This window comes from Amycolatopsis sp. CA-230715, from assembly GCF_018736145.1.
Taxonomy (GTDB): Bacteria; Actinomycetota; Actinomycetes; order Mycobacteriales; family Pseudonocardiaceae; genus Amycolatopsis.
Genome location: NZ_CP059997.1, coordinates 7,154,264 through 7,170,020, shown reverse-complemented (window position 1 = coordinate 7,170,020; position 15,757 = coordinate 7,154,264). Strand labels below are relative to the sequence as shown.

Annotated in this window: 16 protein-coding genes; 6 read left to right on the top strand and 10 right to left on the bottom strand. The window is 69.5% G+C overall.

Annotated elements, in window-relative coordinates; translation table 11 throughout:
* Position 1: 1 nt before the first annotated feature.
* Positions 2 to 1,516 (bottom strand): acyl-CoA synthetase, encoded by a 1,515-nt coding sequence (locus HUW46_RS34150; protein WP_215542859.1) that lies wholly within the window; start codon positions 1,514 to 1,516, stop codon positions 2 to 4.
* A gap of 38 nt (positions 1,517 to 1,554) precedes the next feature.
* On the opposite strand from HUW46_RS34150, the gene HUW46_RS34145 reads away from it, so the two are divergent.
* Complete coding sequence (locus tag HUW46_RS34145) at positions 1,555 to 1,998, top strand: GNAT family N-acetyltransferase (RefSeq protein WP_215550282.1); 444 nt, start codon at positions 1,555 to 1,557, stop codon at positions 1,996 to 1,998.
* Here HUW46_RS34145 and HUW46_RS34140 read toward each other — a convergent pair.
* Positions 1,982 to 2,794 (bottom strand): NmrA family NAD(P)-binding protein, encoded by an 813-nt coding sequence (locus tag HUW46_RS34140; RefSeq protein ID WP_256451458.1) that lies wholly within the window; start codon positions 2,792 to 2,794, stop codon positions 1,982 to 1,984. The genes HUW46_RS34145 and HUW46_RS34140 overlap by 17 nt on opposite strands.
* Positions 2,795 to 3,088: 294 nt before the next feature.
* Between HUW46_RS34140 and HUW46_RS34135 the strand changes: the two genes are divergently transcribed.
* Positions 3,089 to 4,201 (top strand): HNH endonuclease signature motif containing protein, encoded by a 1,113-nt coding sequence (locus HUW46_RS34135; RefSeq protein ID WP_215542857.1) that lies wholly within the window; start codon positions 3,089 to 3,091, stop codon positions 4,199 to 4,201.
* Here the strand turns inward: HUW46_RS34135 and mnmA are convergent.
* From mnmA to HUW46_RS34120, 3 genes are all read right to left on the bottom strand, one after another.
* On the bottom strand, positions 4,198 to 5,286 hold the full coding sequence (gene mnmA, locus HUW46_RS34130; RefSeq protein ID WP_215542856.1) for a tRNA 2-thiouridine(34) synthase MnmA: 1,089 nt from the start codon (positions 5,284 to 5,286) through the stop codon (positions 4,198 to 4,200). The two genes, HUW46_RS34135 and mnmA, sit on opposite strands and share 4 nt — an antisense overlap.
* A 5-nt stretch (positions 5,287 to 5,291) precedes the next feature.
* Positions 5,292 to 6,512: a cysteine desulfurase family protein gene (locus HUW46_RS34125; RefSeq protein WP_215542855.1), complete on the bottom strand. Its 1,221-nt coding sequence runs from the start codon at positions 6,510 to 6,512 to the stop codon at positions 5,292 to 5,294.
* Between the two features lie 76 nt (positions 6,513 to 6,588).
* Positions 6,589 to 7,947: an MFS transporter gene (locus HUW46_RS34120; RefSeq protein WP_215542854.1), complete on the bottom strand. Its 1,359-nt coding sequence runs from the start codon at positions 7,945 to 7,947 to the stop codon at positions 6,589 to 6,591.
* A gap of 185 nt (positions 7,948 to 8,132) precedes the next feature.
* Here HUW46_RS34120 and HUW46_RS34115 point away from each other — a divergent pair, with 185 nt between their 5' ends.
* Together HUW46_RS34115 and HUW46_RS34110 are read left to right on the top strand one after the other, a co-directional pair.
* Positions 8,133 to 8,900 carry an oxidoreductase gene (locus HUW46_RS34115; protein ID WP_254125160.1) on the top strand — a complete coding sequence of 256 codons (768 nt, stop codon included), beginning with the start codon at positions 8,133 to 8,135 and terminating at the stop codon, positions 8,898 to 8,900.
* Complete coding sequence (locus HUW46_RS34110) at positions 8,893 to 9,642, top strand: SDR family oxidoreductase (RefSeq protein ID WP_256451391.1); 750 nt, start codon at positions 8,893 to 8,895, stop codon at positions 9,640 to 9,642. The genes HUW46_RS34115 and HUW46_RS34110 overlap by 8 nt, the downstream gene beginning before the upstream one ends.
* On the opposite strand, the gene HUW46_RS34105 is transcribed toward HUW46_RS34110, so the two are convergent.
* From HUW46_RS34105 to HUW46_RS34085, 5 genes are all read right to left on the bottom strand, one after another.
* Entirely contained in the window at positions 9,643 to 10,560 is a 918-nt protein-coding gene (locus HUW46_RS34105) for a LysR family transcriptional regulator (RefSeq protein ID WP_215542853.1), read from the bottom strand.
* A gap of 69 nt (positions 10,561 to 10,629) precedes the next feature.
* The gene (locus tag HUW46_RS34100) at positions 10,630 to 11,505 is read right to left on the bottom strand and encodes a lysophospholipid acyltransferase family protein (protein ID WP_215550279.1); all 876 of its coding nucleotides are present in this window, start codon (positions 11,503 to 11,505) and stop codon (positions 10,630 to 10,632) included.
* A gap of 14 nt (positions 11,506 to 11,519) precedes the next feature.
* Complete coding sequence (locus HUW46_RS34095; RefSeq protein WP_215542852.1) at positions 11,520 to 12,302, bottom strand: GNAT family N-acetyltransferase; 783 nt, start codon at positions 12,300 to 12,302, stop codon at positions 11,520 to 11,522.
* 187 nt (positions 12,303 to 12,489) lie between these two features.
* A complete protein-coding gene (locus HUW46_RS34090; protein WP_215542851.1) occupies positions 12,490 to 13,449 on the bottom strand; it encodes an electron transfer flavoprotein subunit alpha/FixB family protein in 960 nt (319 codons plus the stop codon).
* A 35-nt stretch (positions 13,450 to 13,484) separates the two neighbouring features.
* Positions 13,485 to 14,270 carry an electron transfer flavoprotein subunit beta/FixA family protein gene (locus HUW46_RS34085; RefSeq protein WP_215542850.1) on the bottom strand — a complete coding sequence of 262 codons (786 nt, stop codon included), beginning with the start codon at positions 14,268 to 14,270 and terminating at the stop codon, positions 13,485 to 13,487.
* 256 nt (positions 14,271 to 14,526) lie between these two features.
* Between HUW46_RS34085 and HUW46_RS34080 the strand changes: the two genes are divergently transcribed.
* Both HUW46_RS34080 and HUW46_RS34075 read left to right on the top strand, forming a co-directional pair.
* Positions 14,527 to 15,369 (top strand): DegV family protein, encoded by an 843-nt coding sequence (locus HUW46_RS34080; RefSeq protein WP_215542849.1) that lies wholly within the window; start codon positions 14,527 to 14,529, stop codon positions 15,367 to 15,369.
* Positions 15,370 to 15,454: 85 nt separating this feature from the next.
* Positions 15,455 to 15,619: a hypothetical protein gene (locus tag HUW46_RS34075; RefSeq protein ID WP_215542848.1), complete on the top strand. Its 165-nt coding sequence runs from the start codon at positions 15,455 to 15,457 to the stop codon at positions 15,617 to 15,619.
* Positions 15,620 to 15,757 lie beyond the last annotated feature (138 nt).

Here is a 15,757-nt window from a genome sequence, read left to right as displayed (position 1 = left end):
GTCACCCGGCGAACCGGTCCCGCAGCTCGCGCTTGAGGATCTTGCCGGAGGCGTTGCGCGGCAGCTCGTCGACGAAGTGGATCGCCTTGGGCACCTTGAACGACGACAGCCTTCCCTGCAGGTGCGCGACCAGTGCCGCCGCGTCGCGTTCGTGGTCCTTTTTGGACACCACGACCGCGGTGATCGCCTCGATCCACTTGTCGTCGGGCAGCCCGACCACCGCGACCTCGTCCACCGAATCGTGGGTGTACAAGGCATCTTCGACCTCGCGCGAGGCGACCATGACCCCGCCAGTGTTGATCACGTCCTTGATCCGGTCGACCACCGAGAGGTAGCCCTCCTCGTCGATGCGCACCAGGTCGCCGGAGTGGAACCAGCCGTCGCGGAACGCCTCTTCGGTCTCTTCCGGTTTGTCCCAGTAGCCCTCGCACAGTTGCGGCGAGCGGTAGACCACCTCGCCGAGTCCGCCGGGCTCGACGTCGTTCCCCTCGCCGTCGACCACGCGCACCTCGACGAACAACACCGCGCGTCCGGCGGATTCCGGCCGTTCGGCGTGCTCGTCCGGGCCGAGCACGGTGGCCAGCGGGCCGATCTCGGACTGGCCGAAGCAGTTGTAGAACCCGAGCCCCGGCATGGCGTCGCGCAGCGCGGCGAGGATCGGCCCCGGCATGATCGACGCCCCGTAGTACGCCTTCTTCAGCGCGGAGAGGTCGCGGCTGCCGAAATCGCCGTGGTGCGCGAGCGCCACCCACAGCGTCGGCGCGGCGAAGAACGCGCGGTGCCCGTCCGCTTCGATCCGGCGCAGGATCTCGGCCGGGTCCGGCGTCTCCATCAGATCGTTCGTCGCGCCGACCGCCAGCCACGGCATCAGGAACACGTGCATCTGCGCGCTGTGGTAGAGCGGCATGACGTGCAGCGGGGCGTCGTCCGCGGTGAGATCCAGCGCGACGATGCTCGACACGTATTCGTGCACGAGCGCGCGATGCGTCATCATCGCGCCCTTCGGCCGCGACGTGGTGCCGGAGGTGTACAGCAACTGCACCAGATCGGTGTCCGCCACTTCGACGTCGAGGTCAGGCGTCGAACCGGTGGTCGCGGCGTCCAGCAGGGACTCGGGGTCGTCTCGCAGTGGCACCACGATCGGCGGCGCCGCGCCCGAACCGTCCAAAACGGACCGCAGGGCGGGATCGGTGAGCGCGGCCGAGCTGCCGGACTGCTCCAGCAAGTAAGCCAGCTCCGTACCGGCGAGGTTGTAGTTGATCGGCACGTGCACCAGTCCGGCGCGGGCGCAGGCGAGGAACGCGATGAGGTACGCGTCGGAATTCTTGCCGTACGCGGCGACGCGCGCGCCCTTGTCCAGCCCGAGCCCGAGCAGGAACGCCGCGGCGTTCGTCACCGCCGCGTCCAGCTCCGCGTAGGTCCATTCGCGACCGGCGAACCGCAGCGCGGTCTTCGCCGGGGTCTTCGCCGCGCTGCGGCGGAGGAGATCGTCGACGGTGCTCGTGCGCGGTCCCATCCCGGTGCCTCCTGCAATAATCGGCGGTCGTGAGCGAGATCCAGATTAGACGCGCCACGGCGTCCGATGTCGAATCGATCGTGCGGATGCTCGCCGACGACCAGCTCGGCGCGACCCGTGAATCCACCGATGACCTCGGCCCCTACCTGCGGGCCTTCTCTTCGCTGGAGGCCGATCCGAACCAGCTCCTGATGGTCGCCGACGACGGCGCCGGGGTGGTCGGCACCTTCCAGCTCACGATCATTCCGGGGCTGTCGCACAAGGGGTCTTCGCGGGGGCTCATCGAGGCCGTGCGGGTTGCCGGGAGTCATCGCGGTAGCGGGTTGGGGACCACGTTGATGCAGTGGGCGATCGACGAGTCGCGGAGGCGGGGGTGCCGGATCGTGCAGTTGACCTCCAACGCTTCTCGGGAGGACGCGCACCGGTTCTACGAGCGGTTGGGGTTTGCCGGTACGCACGTGGGGTTCAAGCTGGTGCTTTGATCCCTTGTGGCAGAAGGACATTCGTCACGAAGGACTCGATGCTGGTCGGTGTCGTGGTGCGGGCCGAGCGCGGTTGCAATGCGCGGGTGTGGCCGGAGTTGATCGCGTTGGCGACCTGGACCATCAGGACCGCGACGCCTGCCGACACCCCGGCGGCTCGTTGTTCCGCGGCGAACTCGTCGGTGGACTGCCGCACGTACCGAAGGTCGGGGCGCCCGGTCAGCTTGCCGATCACCTGGGTTGCTTCGCGCATGCTCAGGTCGCGCTCGCCCTGGATTTCGACGATCTCCGGGTGTCCGGGGATCGCTTGCGTCGGTGCGATCAGCGTTTCCGCGGCGGCATGGCCGATGTCTGCGGCAGCGACGAACGGCATCGCGATGTCGGCGTCGAACGGTGCGACGACGCCTTCTGGGCGAACGCACCCGAGCAGGTTCTCCATGAAGTACCCGGCCCGCAGATGGGTCACCGCCGCGTCGAGGAAGTCGACCTGTTCCTCGAGGTAGTGCAGTCCGACGACCGGGCCCGTACCCTCGGGCTTGTCGGCACCCCAGCTGCTCAGCGTGACGATCCGGCGGATCCCGGCGCTGGCCAGTGCGGTGACCATCGTGTCGACGATCCGCTTCTGGTGGGCCAGGAAATCCGGGCTGTCGGGGATGTAGTTGGGCTGCACCATGACGTACACCCCGTGTGCCCCGGTGAAGGCCTCCGTCAGGGCGGTGTGGTCGGTCGGCTGGGCGACGAACGGTTCGGCTCCGGCTTTCTGCAAGGGCGCCAGTGTTTGTGTGGTGCGGGCGATGGATGGGTGCGATACACCTACCTTTTTTCGGGGGCACGGTGAGGGTCTACTGCACGCCTTCGGCGCGCCGTGAGGAACGATTGCTCCTCGGTGCGGGTTGCGTCGTTGGTCACCAGCAATCGTTCCTCACGGAACGAAAACCTTTGGTCGCCTTGAGGTAGCGTCCCCGACGCACTTTCGGTCCCGATTGTTTTTCATCTTCTTTGCCGTTGTGGGCGCGTTGTGGCAGGTAGTGATCTTTTGAGTACACGATCTAGTGATGCTCACTTCTTTGCGGGGCGGTAGAATTGTTTTATGAACACTAAATCTGATTCTATTCAGCGACGTTTGGCGATTATTCGGTATCAGCAGGCGATGTTGTTGCGGGATATCGCCGATATAGAGCAGGAGTCGTCGCGAAGATCTACTGTGGGTCAAGTGGCCCTGTTGTGTGCCTTGACCCAGAACTCGGCGGAGCGGAAGACGGCGCTCGCTGACGCGTTGACCTCGTACCTGCCACGCACCCTGGAAGCACTGGAGAAGGGGCTCATCGACGAGTATGCGGCCTCGCGGGTGTTCGAAGCCACGGCGTGTGTCTCTCGGGAGGTAGCGTCCGAAGTGGACGCTCGACTGGTCGGGAAGTTCGAGAACCGGAACGCGCCCGCGCTGCGGCGGATGGTCAACTCACTGCTGATGCGCATCGATCCCGAGGGGTACGAACAGCGACGCAAGGCCAAGGCGGCGGCGCGCAGGCTCGAAATCCGCCACGGGGATCACGGGTCTTCGACACTGTTCGCCGAGCTTCCTTCGGATCGCGCGCAGGCCCTTTACGCGGCCTGTGACCAAGACGCACTGGAGAAGAAACGACAGGGTGACAAGCGCACCATGGACCAACTCAGGCTCGATGCGCTGGTCGAACGGTGCTTGAGCGGGGCTTGCGGCGGCAAGCCGAAAGCGCAAATCTTCCTGCACATCGACCTGCCCACCCTGATGGGGCTGCGAGACAATCCCGCGGAACTCACCGGATGCGGCGACATCTCATCGGAGATGGCCCGCGAAATCGCCTTCGACGCCAACTCCGTCTGGAACCGCATCATCGACGAACCGATGACACAGCTACCGCTCGATGTCGGTCGGAAAAACTACCGGCCCGCCAAGCGCATGCGCAAGTACATCCAGGTCGCCTGCCGCACCTGCAGCATGCCCGGCTGCAACCGACCCGCCCAGTACACCGACCTCGACCACGCCACCGCATGGGCCGACGGCGGCGGTACGGACAAGGCCAACATGCGGCCGTTGTGCCGGGTGCACCACAAACTCCGCGACGAGCCCGGCTGGGCCTTCACCACCGACGCGACCGGAAAACTGACCGTCACCACCCCCGACGGGCGCAGCTACACCGAAGAACCCGGTCGTCGGAAGTGTTAGGCGGTGGCGGCGATCTTCGCGCTACCGAGCACCAAGTCACCGTCGGCGTCGGGGCGGTACAGCACGACCACCTGGCCCGGTGCCACGCCGCGCAACGGCTCGCGCAACTGGACGCGCACCTCGTCGCCGACGACCTCGGCGACCGCGTCGGCGATACCGCCGTGGGCGCGGACCTGGACGGCGCACTCCGTCGGGCCTTCCAGGGGTGCTTCGCTGGGCCAGATCGGGCGGTTCGCGACAATCTCGTGCACGCCGAGATTGTCGGCGGAGCCGACCTTCACGGTGCCCGAGACCGGCTCCAGCGAGAGCACGTAGCGAGGCTTGCCGTCGGGGGCGGGGGCGTCGATTCCAAGGCCCTTGCGCTGGCCGATGGTGAAACCGTGCACGCCGGTGTGCTTGCCGAGCACGGCGCCGGTCTCGGCGTCGACCAGCTCGCCGGGGTGCTCGCCGAGCCTCGACTCCAAGAACTTCTTGGTGTCGCCGTCAGGAATGAAGCAGATGTCGTGGCTGTCCGGCTTGTTCGCCACCGACAGGCCACGCTCCTCCGCCTCGGCGCGCACCTCGGTCTTCCACGAGTCACCGAGCGGGAACATCGAGTGGCGCAGCTGCACCGGCGTCAACGAGGCGAGCACATAGGACTGGTCCTTGCCCTCGTCCGCGCTGCGGCGCAGCTCCGGCACACCGTCCACAACGGACAGACGAGCGTAGTGACCGGTGGCCACCGCGTCGAAGCCGAGCGCCATCGCCTTTTCCAGCAACGCCTCGAACTTGATCTTCTCGTTGCAGGTGACACACGGGTTGGGCGTGCGGCCCGCGGCGTACTCGCCGACGAAGGTCTCCACGACCTCCTCGGTGAAACGCTCGGCGAAATCCCAGATGTAGAACGGGATTCCCATGATGTCGGCGGCGCGGCGGGCGTCGTGCGAGTCCTCGATCGTGCAGCAGCCACGCGAACCCGTGCGCAACGTGCCCGGCTTCGCCGACAACGCCAAGTGGACGCCGACGACCTCGTGCCCGGCGTCGACGGCCCTCGCGGCGGCCACCGCGGAGTCGACGCCCCCGCTCATCGCGGCCAGTACGCGCATACCCGCTACACCTCAGCCCTGTCTCGATCGGGTTCGGTCAGTTTCGGACCCTGTTTCCTCATCCCGGAAAGCCCCGCCTGGCGCGCCCTCGCCACCACCGTGCCGATCTCCCCGGCGAGCGCGGCCACGTCGGCGGCCGTCGAGGTGTGCCCGAGCGAGAACCGCAGCGAACCGCGCGCCGACGCGGCATCCGCGCCCATCGCCAGCAGCACGTGGCTCGGCTGCGCCACACCAGCAGTGCAGGCCGAGCCGGTGGAGCACTCGATGCCCTTCGCGTCGAGCAGCATCAACAGGCTGTCGCCAGCGCAGCCGGGGAAGGTGAAGTGCGCGATGGTGGGCAGGCGATCGCCGCCCGCGCCGTTGAGCAGCGCGTCCGGCACCTCACGCCGGATCGCCGCGATCAGGTCGTCCCGCAGCGCGGAAAGCTCGCGCGCCTTCTCCTCGCGCTCGTCGACGCTGGTGCGCACCGCGGCGGCGAAGGCGTGGATCGCGGGCACGTCGAGGGTGCCGGATCGGACGTCCCGCTCCTGCCCGCCGCCGTGCAGCAGCGGCACGCACGGGGTGTCCCTGCCGAGCAGGAGCGCGCCGACACCGTACGGGCCGCCGAGCTTGTGGCCGGTCACGGTGAGCGCGCCGACGCCGCTCGCCGCGAAGTCCACCGGCACCGAGCCGACGGCCTGCACCGCGTCGGTGTGCATCGGGATGCCGTGCTCGGCGCAGACCCCCGCCAGCTCCCGGATCGGATTGACCGTGCCGACCTCGTTGTTCGCCCACATCACGGTGACCAACGCCACACTGCCGGGATCCGCTTCGACGGCCGCGCGCAGCACCTCCGAGCGGACCGCGCCGTCGTGGTCGACCTCGAGCCAGGTGACCTCGGCGCCTTCGTGCGCCACCAGCCACTCGACGGTGTCGAGCACCGCGTGGTGCTCGACCGCGCTCGCCAGCACCCGGCGGCGCGCCGGATCGGCCTGCCGCCGCGCCCAGTAGATGCCCTTCACCGCGAGGTTGTCGCTTTCCGTACCGCCGCTGGTGAAAACGACCTCCGACGGCCGGGCGCCGAGCGCCGAAGCGACCGTCTCGCGCGCCTCCTCGGCGACGCGCCGCGCGCGCCTGCCCGAGGAATGCAGCGAGGAGGCGTTGCCCACGGTGGACATCGCCTCGGTCATCGCCGCAACGGCTTGCGGCGACATCGGGGTGGTCGCCGCGTGATCTAGATAGGTCATCGCCTGTCCAGGGTAGCCCCGCGCGCGCGTCGGGGAAGCGTGCCCTCACCGTGACGTGTGCGGGCACACGCCGTGGTCACCGGTCCGGCCACCGCCCGGTGACGAGCACCCCGACCAGCGCGACCGCCACCAGCACGACGGCGAACGCGGCCATCGGCACCGCTGGCCGCGCCGCGGAACCGAGCAGGCCGAGGAGCACGCCGCCGAAACCGATGGCCAGCGCCGAGCCGACCCAGTCCCCCAGCTGCATCGCGGAGGTGTTGAAGCCGCGCTCGGGCTCGGGCGAGTACCGCAGCAGCAGCACCGAGATCGACGGCATCGCCAGGCCCATCCCCGCGCCGCCGACCGCACAGCCCGCGAACGCGGCCCAGCCGGGGACCCACGGCTGCGAGACGAGGCAGAACAGCACGAGGCCCACCGAAACCAGCACGAAACCGAGGCGCAGCATGCGTTCCCGCGACCAGTCCGGATACCGGCCCTGCGCCAGCGAAGCCGCCGACCACCCCAGCGCGGTGACGGTGAGCGGCAGGCCCGCGCCCGCCGGGCTGTACCCGTGCACGGAGGTCATGGTCAACGGCAGGTAGGCCTCCATGCCCGCGTAGGCACCCGCGATCAACGCCCTGGACGCGACCACCGTCGGCAGCCCCGGCCGCGCCCGGAGCGTGCCCGCGGGCAGCAGGCGGCGCAGCGTCACGCCGAGTACGACGAGCCCGGCGGCGCCGTACACGACGGCGAGCGCGGACGGGTGCTGCGCCGCCCAGGTGAGTGCGGCGACCCCGCCCGCGGCGCCCAGCGCGATCACCAGCCCCGCCCGTCGTTGCCGGGGGCTCGGCAGGTGCGCGGGGAGCTGCCGCACGACCACGACCAGCAGGCCCGCGCCGAGCACGACGAGCGGCGCCAGCCCGAGGAAGACCCAGCGCCAGCCGAACCGCTCGGTGACGAACCCGGCGACCGCGGGCCCGACGACCGCGGGCAGCACCCAGGCCGCCGCGTTCGCCGCGTAGATCACCGGCCGCTCGCGGTCGTCGTAGGTCAGCGCGATCAGCAGCGACGTAGCGACGAGGAGGATCCCGGCGCCGAAGCCCTGCAGCGCGCGCCCGGCCAGCAGCGTGCCCATGTCGTGCGCGAACCCGCCGACGAGCAGGCCGCCGAGGAACAGGACCGGGCCGATGAGCAGCGCGGGCCCCGGGCCGCGACGGTCACCGAGCGTCCCGGAAAGCACCGTCGCCACCACGCTCGCGACGAGGAACGTGGTGAACGGCCACGAATACAGCGCCTCGCCGTGCAACGCGGCGACCATGGTCGGCATCGCGGTCGCGACACCCATGCTCTCGAACGCGATGAGGGTGACCAGGAGCAGCAGCGCCACCGTCGTCACGCGGTGATCGGGCGTCCACAACACACCACGGCGGGGTGCCTGCGAGGTCTGGGTCATGAGCGCCAGCGTGCAACCTCCACCGCGATGGAGGTCAACTCGTTTTCGCGGGCACCTCGGCGCATAGGGGTTCCCTATGGCGCCTGCTGACATTTCGTCTTTGCCCATCGCGATTTCCCGGCAGTACCGTGAAGAAGTTCGCACAGCGACAATTCTCGAATTCACCTTGGAAAGGACCTCGTGGCATGACCATGCCCGAAAACGGAGCAAAAGAACTCGCGGGAAAGCGCGCTCTGGTCACCGGTGGCTCTCGCGGGATCGGGGCGGCGATCGTGCGCCAGCTCCTCGACGCGGGCGCCGAGGTGGTCGCGACCGCCAGATCGGCGGCCAGCACGGTGCCGGAAGGGGCCACCTTCGTGGCGGCCGACGTGCGGACGCTGGCCGGCGCGCAGGCGCTCGCGGCGGCGGTGCAGGAGGCGCTTGGCGGCGTGGACATCGTGGTCCACAACGCGGGCGGCGCACGACCGCACAAGGGCAGTTCGGAGATCCCCGACGAGGAGTGGCAGGAGGCACTGGAACTGAACCTCTTGGCTTCGGTGCGGCTGGACGCACTGCTGACGCCGCTGATGCGGGAACGGCGTTCGGGGGCGATCGTGCACATCTCCTCGGCCGCGGTCCCCACCCCGGTGGCCCCGTTCCTGCACTACACGGCGGCGAAGGCGGCACTGGAGAACTACAGCCGCGGGCTCGCGCTGGAACTGGCCCCGTCCGGGATCCGGGTCAACGTCGTGACGCCCGGCAGGACAGCCACTCCCGGCGGCGAGGCGACGCGCGAGCAGTGGGCGCGGATGGCCGGGACGTCGGACCAGGGCGACATCCCCGCCGTGCCGCTGGGACGCGACGGCCGTCCCGAGGACATCGCCAACGCGGTGCTGTTCCTGTTGTCCGACAAGGCGAACTGGCTTACCGGGAGCAGTCTCGTCGTGGACGGTGGCGAGTTCCACCGTGGCTGAGGACAGGTACCGCGACAAGAACGCCCTGATCACCGGCGGCGGCAGCGGAATGGGTTTCGCGACGGCGAAAATGCTGGTGGACGGCGGCGCGCGCGTGGTGATCACCGGTCGTTCCCAGGTCACGCTCGACACCGCGCTGAAACGGCTCGGAGAGAACGCGGTGGCCGTCAGGGGCGACGTGGCCGCACTGTCTGATTTGGACACTCTGGCCGATCGGGTGCGGGGTGAACTGGGCGCGCTCGATGCCCTGTTCGTCAACGCGGGCGTCGTGGGCACGATGCCCTTCGAGTCGACGACCGAGGAGTTCTACGACGACCTGTTCGCGATCAACGCCAAGGGCGCCTACTTCACGGTGCAGAAGCTCGCGCCGCTGCTGAACACGGGTGCCGGTGTCGTGCTCACCACGTCGACCGCGAACGTCATCGGCATGCCGACCGCGAGCGTCTATTCCGCGGGCAAGGCGGCGCTGCGCTCGATGGCCCGCAGCTTCGCCAGCGAGCTGCTCCCGCGCGGGATCCGGGTCAACGCGCTGAGCCCCGGTCCCATCGACACGGGAATCCTCGGTGGGGTGCTGACCGAGGAGGCCGCCGAGCAGTTCAAGGCGGAGCGGGCCGCGGAAAACCCCATGCGGCGCCTCGGTACGCCGGACGAGATCGCCAAAGCGGCCGCGTTCCTCGCCTTCGACGCCACCTACACCACCGGCGCCGAGTTCGTAGTGGACGGCGGCAGCACCCAGCTCTGATCAGGCGGCACCCGCTTCCTTCGCGCCCGGCGCGAAGGAAGCGGATTTGTGCCAGGTCTCCTGGCGCAGCAGGTCGAGCAGGGCCAGCTCCGCCGGGCCGGGATCGCGCCGGACCGCGGCGACGATGGGCTGGGACACGACGGGGAACACGGGGCGCGCGAGGTACTCGTAGCCCTGGGGCACCGCGGAAGCCGGGACGAGCGTCACGCCCAGCCCGTGGCCCGCCCAGCGCACGGCGGTCGCCGTCTGAGACACGCGGGCAGCCGTGACCGGGGTGAGTTCGTTGTCGCGCAGCACATCCCGCAGCACGCCGTCGAGCGCGCTGTCGCGGCCGAACCGCACCCACGGCTCCCCCGCCAGCTCGCGCAGCTCCACCCGGTCCGCGGCGAGCAGCCGGTGCCCGGAGCCCAGCACCACGACGAACTCCTCGTCACCGAGGTGGTGGGCGTCGGCCGCGTTCTCCTCGCACGGCGCGGCCACCAGCACGAGGTCCAGCACGCCCCGGCGGCCCAGCCGCTCCAGCTCGGCGGGGTTCGGCTCTTCGAAGACGGTGACCTCCAGCCGGGGGAACCGGCGGCGCAGCGCGGCCAGCGCGCTCGGCAGCTGCCGAGCGCCCAGCCCCATCTGGGCCGCGACCAGCAGCTCGCCCTCCAGCTCGTCGGCACCGGCCCGCGCCGTCGCCCTCGCGCGCCGCGACGCGCTCACCGCGACCTCCGCCTCCCGCAGGAAAGCGCGGCCGACCACCGTCGGCACGAGCCCGGTCGGCGTGCGGGCGAACAACTGCACGCCGAGTTCCCGCTCCAGCGCGCGGATCTGCTGGGACACCGAAGGCTGGGCGACGTGCAGCAGCTCCGCCGCGGCCGTCACCGAGCCCTGCTCGGCGACGGCCAGCGCGTACTCGTACTGACGAAGGCTCATCGGTTCCCGCCCCTCCCACCGCCCGTGGACGGCGGATCCCCGCCGTCGTCGCAATGGTAGGCGAGCGCTCTAGGCGGCTGTCGTCTTCGCGGTGTCGGGCTTCTTCGCGACGACCCGCTTCCGCTGCTGCGCGGGGATCCGGACGGTGCCGAGCGCGGAGTGCACGGCCGCTTCGGCGATCGCCGCCAGTTCGCGGCGGTCGGCGGCGCGTCCCGGCGCGATCTCCGGGCACACGAACATCTCCAGCACCAGGCCGCGCAGCCGCGCCACCCGCCGCAGCGACGCGATCAGCGACTCCGGGCCGATGAACGCGGGCTGCGAGGTCTCCCTGCCGTCGGCGAGCCGGTAGCGGATCGCGATCGGGCGCACACCGGCTCCGCCGTCGATCGCGGCCTGGAACGTCGCCGTGGTAAACCGCCCCGAAGCGAGCCCGCACCACGTGGTGCCCTCCGGCGTCACGTTGACGAGCGCGCCGCCGCGCAGCGCTTCGGCCAGTTCGGCGATGGTGCCGGGCAGCGTGGTCAGCCGCTCGCGGTCGAGGAAGATGCTGCCGCCCTTGGCGACCAGCCCGCCGAGCACCGGCCAGCCCGCGATCTCCTTCTTGGCGAGCGCGCGCATCGGGCGCACCGCGTTGATCGCCATGATGTCGAGCCACGAGATGTGGTTGTTCACCACGAGCGCGCCGCGACCCGCTTCGGCGGAGGCGAACCCTTCGGGATCGTGCACCAGCAGCCGCACCCCGAACGCGCGCAGCACGTTCGAGAAAACCATGCGCACCACGCGTTCCCGCGCTTTGCCGCGCAGCACCAGCATCGACGGCGCCGCCACCGTGACGGTGACCAGCACGAGCCCGATCGCCGCGGTGAACCGGAGCACCCTCCGTCCGAACGCGACGGTCGGGGCGCCCGGCGTGAGGCACGCGTCGCCGCACGGCGAGGTCGGCATGTACGGGTGTGCGGTCACAGCTGGACCCCGAGGAAGAACTTCAGGTAGCGCTCGTCGATGTTCTGCAGGTCGAGCAGCACGAAGAAATCGGCGACCCCGAAATCCGCGTCGAGCGCGGGCGGGCCGCACGCCTTCGCGCCGAGCCGCACGTACCCCTTGATCAGCGGCGGCAGCAGCGAACGCGCCGGGCGGTCGATCCCGTCGCTCTCCCACGGGTGCAGCGGTGCGACCCGCTCGCTTTCCAGGGCGTAGTGCTTGGCGCGCAGCACATCCCACACTCCGGCCGCGTAGGCGCCGCCGTCGGCGAGCGGGACGGAGGCGCAACCCGCGAGGTAGCGGTGGCCGGAAAGCAGCATGTAGCGGGCGATCCCGGCCCACACCAGGCTCACCACGGCACCGCTGCGGTGGTCGGGGTGGACGCACGAGCGGCCGGTCTCCACGAGGGAGGGCCGCAGCGCGGACAGCGAGGAGAGGTCGAACTCGGTGTCGGAGTACAGCCCGCCGGCTTGTCTGGCCCGTTCCGGCGGGAGCATGCGGTAGGTGCCGACGATGTCGCCGCTGTTGTCGTCCCGCACCACGAGGTGGTCGCAGAACTGGTCGAATTCGTCGATGTCGAGGCCGGGCTGCTCGGAATGCAGCTTCGCGCCCATTTCCTCGGCGAAGATCCGGTAGCGGAGTCGTTGTGCGGCAAGGATCTCATCGGCGTCGCCCGCCACGAGCAGGGAGTAGCGGGGAGCGTCCGCAGGAAGCTCCGCACCCGCCTGATCAGTGCTGACGAGTAGCTGTGACCGCGTCATGGCTTAGGTGTACCCGCCGGGAAGAAACCGCGGAGAGTGCGATCGAATGTCCGCTTGGTGCACGTTCCGTTAATAACGGGTTCTCAGTGTTTTCTCAGGTAGCCCCGGGTGCGGACCCCTGAATGCCGTGATGGCCACCATGACGGCATTGCGTGCCGTCATGGTGGCCATCAGGGGACGAAAAGGGTCAGCCCTTGCGCTTGGCGACCTCTTCGGTCAGCTGCGGGGCGACGTTGAACAGGTCGCCCACGACGCCGAAGTCGGCGATCTCGAAGATCGGGGCCTCGGGGTCCTTGTTGACCGCGACGATCGTCTTCGAGGTCTGCATGCCGGCCCGGTGCTGGATCGCGCCGGAAATGCCGAGCGCCACGTAGAGCTGCGGCGAAACGGTCTTACCGGTCTGGCCGACCTGGAACTGTGCCGGGTAGTAGCCGGAGTCCACCGCGGCACGCGAAGCGCCGACGGCCGCGCCGAGCGAGTCGGCGAGCTTCTCGACCACGTCGAACTTGTCGGCCGAACCGACACCGCGGCCACCGGAGACGACGATCGACGCCTCGGTGAGCTCGGGGCGGTCGCCACCGGTCACCGGCTCGACACCGGTGATCTTCGCGGCCTTCGCCGGGTCGGTGGCCGGGATCTCCACGGTCTCCTCGGCCGCGGCACCCTCGGCCTGCTCGGCGTCGACCGCGCCGGGGCGCACCGAGATGACCGGGGAACCCTTGGCGGACTTGGACTTCACCGAGAACGCGCCACCGAAGATGGACTGCTCGACCGAACCGTCGGAGTTCACCGTGACGGCGTCGGTGAGCAGACCGGCACCGAGCCGCGCGGCAAGGCGGCCCGCGATCTCCTTGCCCTCGGACGACGCGGCGACGAGCACCGCGGCCGGGGACGACTTCTCGGCCAGCGCGGCGAGCACGTCGACCTTCGGCGTCACGAGGTAGTTCGCGGCGTCGTCGCCCTCGGCGACGTACACCTTCGCCGCACCGTGCGCGGCCAGCGACTCCTTCGCCTTCGCGGCGGTGCCGGTCTGGCCGACCACCACCGCGGACGGCTCGCCGAGCGCGCGGGCGGCGGTGAGCAGCTCCAGCGTGACCTTCTTGACCTCGCCGTCGACATGGTCGACGAGGACGAGTACTTCAGCCATTCGTCTTTCCTCCTCGAAATCTCTGTCGGCGGGGCTCAGATGATCTTCTGCGCGACCAGGTACTCGGCGACCTTCGAGCCGCCGTCGCCCTCGTCCTCGACGCGCTCACCGGCCGTGCGCGGCGGCTTCGGGGTGGCTTCGAGCACGGAGCTCCACGCGTTGCCGAGGCCGACCTCGCTCGCGTCGATGCCGAGGTCGGCGACCGTCAGCGTCTCGACCGGCTTCTTCTTGGCGGCCATGATGCCCTTGAACGACGGGTAGCGCGGCTCGTTGATCTTCTCGCCGACGCTCACCACGGCTGGCAGGCTCGCTTCGAGGTGAGTGATGCCGTCCTCGGTCTCCCGGTCGGCCTTCACGGTCGAACCCTCGACCGTCAGGACTCGCGCGTGCGTCAGCTGCGGCACGCCGAGCAGTTCGGCGAGGATCGCGGGGACCGCGCCGCCGCGACCGTCGGACGCTTCGTTGCCGGCGATGACCAGGTCGTAGCCCTCGACCTTGCCGACGGCGGCGGCGAGCACCTTGGCGGTGGCGATCGCGTCGGAGCCGTGCAGCGCCTCGTCGGAGACGTGGATGGCCTTGTCCGCCCCCATGGAAAGCGCCTTGCGGATCGCGTCGGTCGCGCGGTCGGGGCCCACCGAGATCACGGTGACCTCGCCCTCGCCCGCTTCCTTGATCTTCAGCGCTTCTTCGACGGCCTTCTCGTTGATTTCATCGAGTACGGCGTCGGCGGACTCGCGGTCCAGGGTGTGGTCACCGTCGGAGAGCTTGCGCTCCGAATAGGTGTCCGGCACCTGCTTGACCAGGACGACGATATTGGTCATGGGTCCTCTTCGACCTCCCGTTACTGGGACGCTCGCGCGCCCTGAATACGGCTTTGCCCTGCACTACTCGCCGGTAGATTAGGGAAGTTCCGGCGTGCTGGCGCGCCGAGGTGACGCCATTCACCTGGAATCACATTTTATCGGGACCATCGTCCCAGAACTTTCCTCGCCCTCAGGTTACCCCAGGTGTGTGTTACCCCGCTTGGCGGAACCTGCGGGTACTCCTGTCGAGTGATTCGGGTTAGCCTGCGGAACTGTGCCGACCGTCGCCGTAGTCACCGACTCGACCGCCTGCCTCCCCGAGCAGCTCGTCTCCCAGTGGGGCATCTCCGTCGTCCAGGTCCAGCTCCACGTGGGATCGAGAACCGACGACGAACACCGCTTCGAACGCCCTGAGCTGGTCGAAGCGCTGCGCCAGGGCACCCCGGTGTCCACCTCGCCCCCCGATCCCGGCGCCTTCTTCTGGACCTACCAGGACGCCGTTTCCCATGGCGCGACCGCCATCGTGAGCGTGCACATCTCCGGCCGGATGTCGGCGACCGTGCGCGCCGCGCAGGAAGCCGCGAAGCAGGTCAACGTGCCCGTCCACGTACTGGACAGCGAAACCACCGGGATGAGCCTCGGGTTCGCCGCGCTGTCCGCGGCGCGGACAGCGGCCGCGGGCGCCGACCCGCGGCGGGTCATCGAAGCCGCCGAACGCCGGTACCGGGGCAGCACGGAACTGATCTACGTGGACACCCTCGAATACCTGCGCCGCGGCGGCCGGATCGGTGCGGCGGCGGCCGTGCTGGGCAGTGCGCTGTCCATCAAACCGCTGCTGACCGTGACCAACGGGGAGGTCGCGCCGCTCGCGCGCGTGCCGGGCACCCGGCGCGCGCTGCAGCGCCTGACCGATCTGGCCGGCGAGCGCGCCGGGCGCGGACCGGTCGACGTCGCGATGGTGCGCTTCGGCTCCACCGACGAACGCGTCGACGAGGTCGCGAACCGGCTGCGGACCCAACTTCCCGACATGCGGGACAACATGATCGTCGAGGCGAGCACGATCATCGGCGCCCACGTCGGCCCCGGGGCGCTCGGCATCACCGTTTCACCCACCTGAGCCTGGCGGAACTCCGGATCGCCATGGCACGTTGGACAGACGAAACGGACATACCGTCACGCGCCCAGCACGGAGGACGACAGCCATGGCATCGCTGTTCAGCCGGATCGCCCACCTCGCGAGCAGTCCGCAAGGCAAGCGGATGATCAATCAGGCCAAGGATTTCGCGAACGACCCGAAGCGCCGCCAGCAGGCGAAGGACGCGCTGGCGAAGGTGCAGGAGCGCGCCAAGGGGTACCGGAAGCGCTGACACCGCGCGCCCCGTTTTTGTCGGTGCGCCACGGTAATGTTGAAAACAGGGGCTCCCCTGGGCGTACGAAAGGGACTTCTCGTACGCCTTGGGGGATCGCCGCCGGACGAGCGGGCTGAGCGCACCACAAAACCGCGA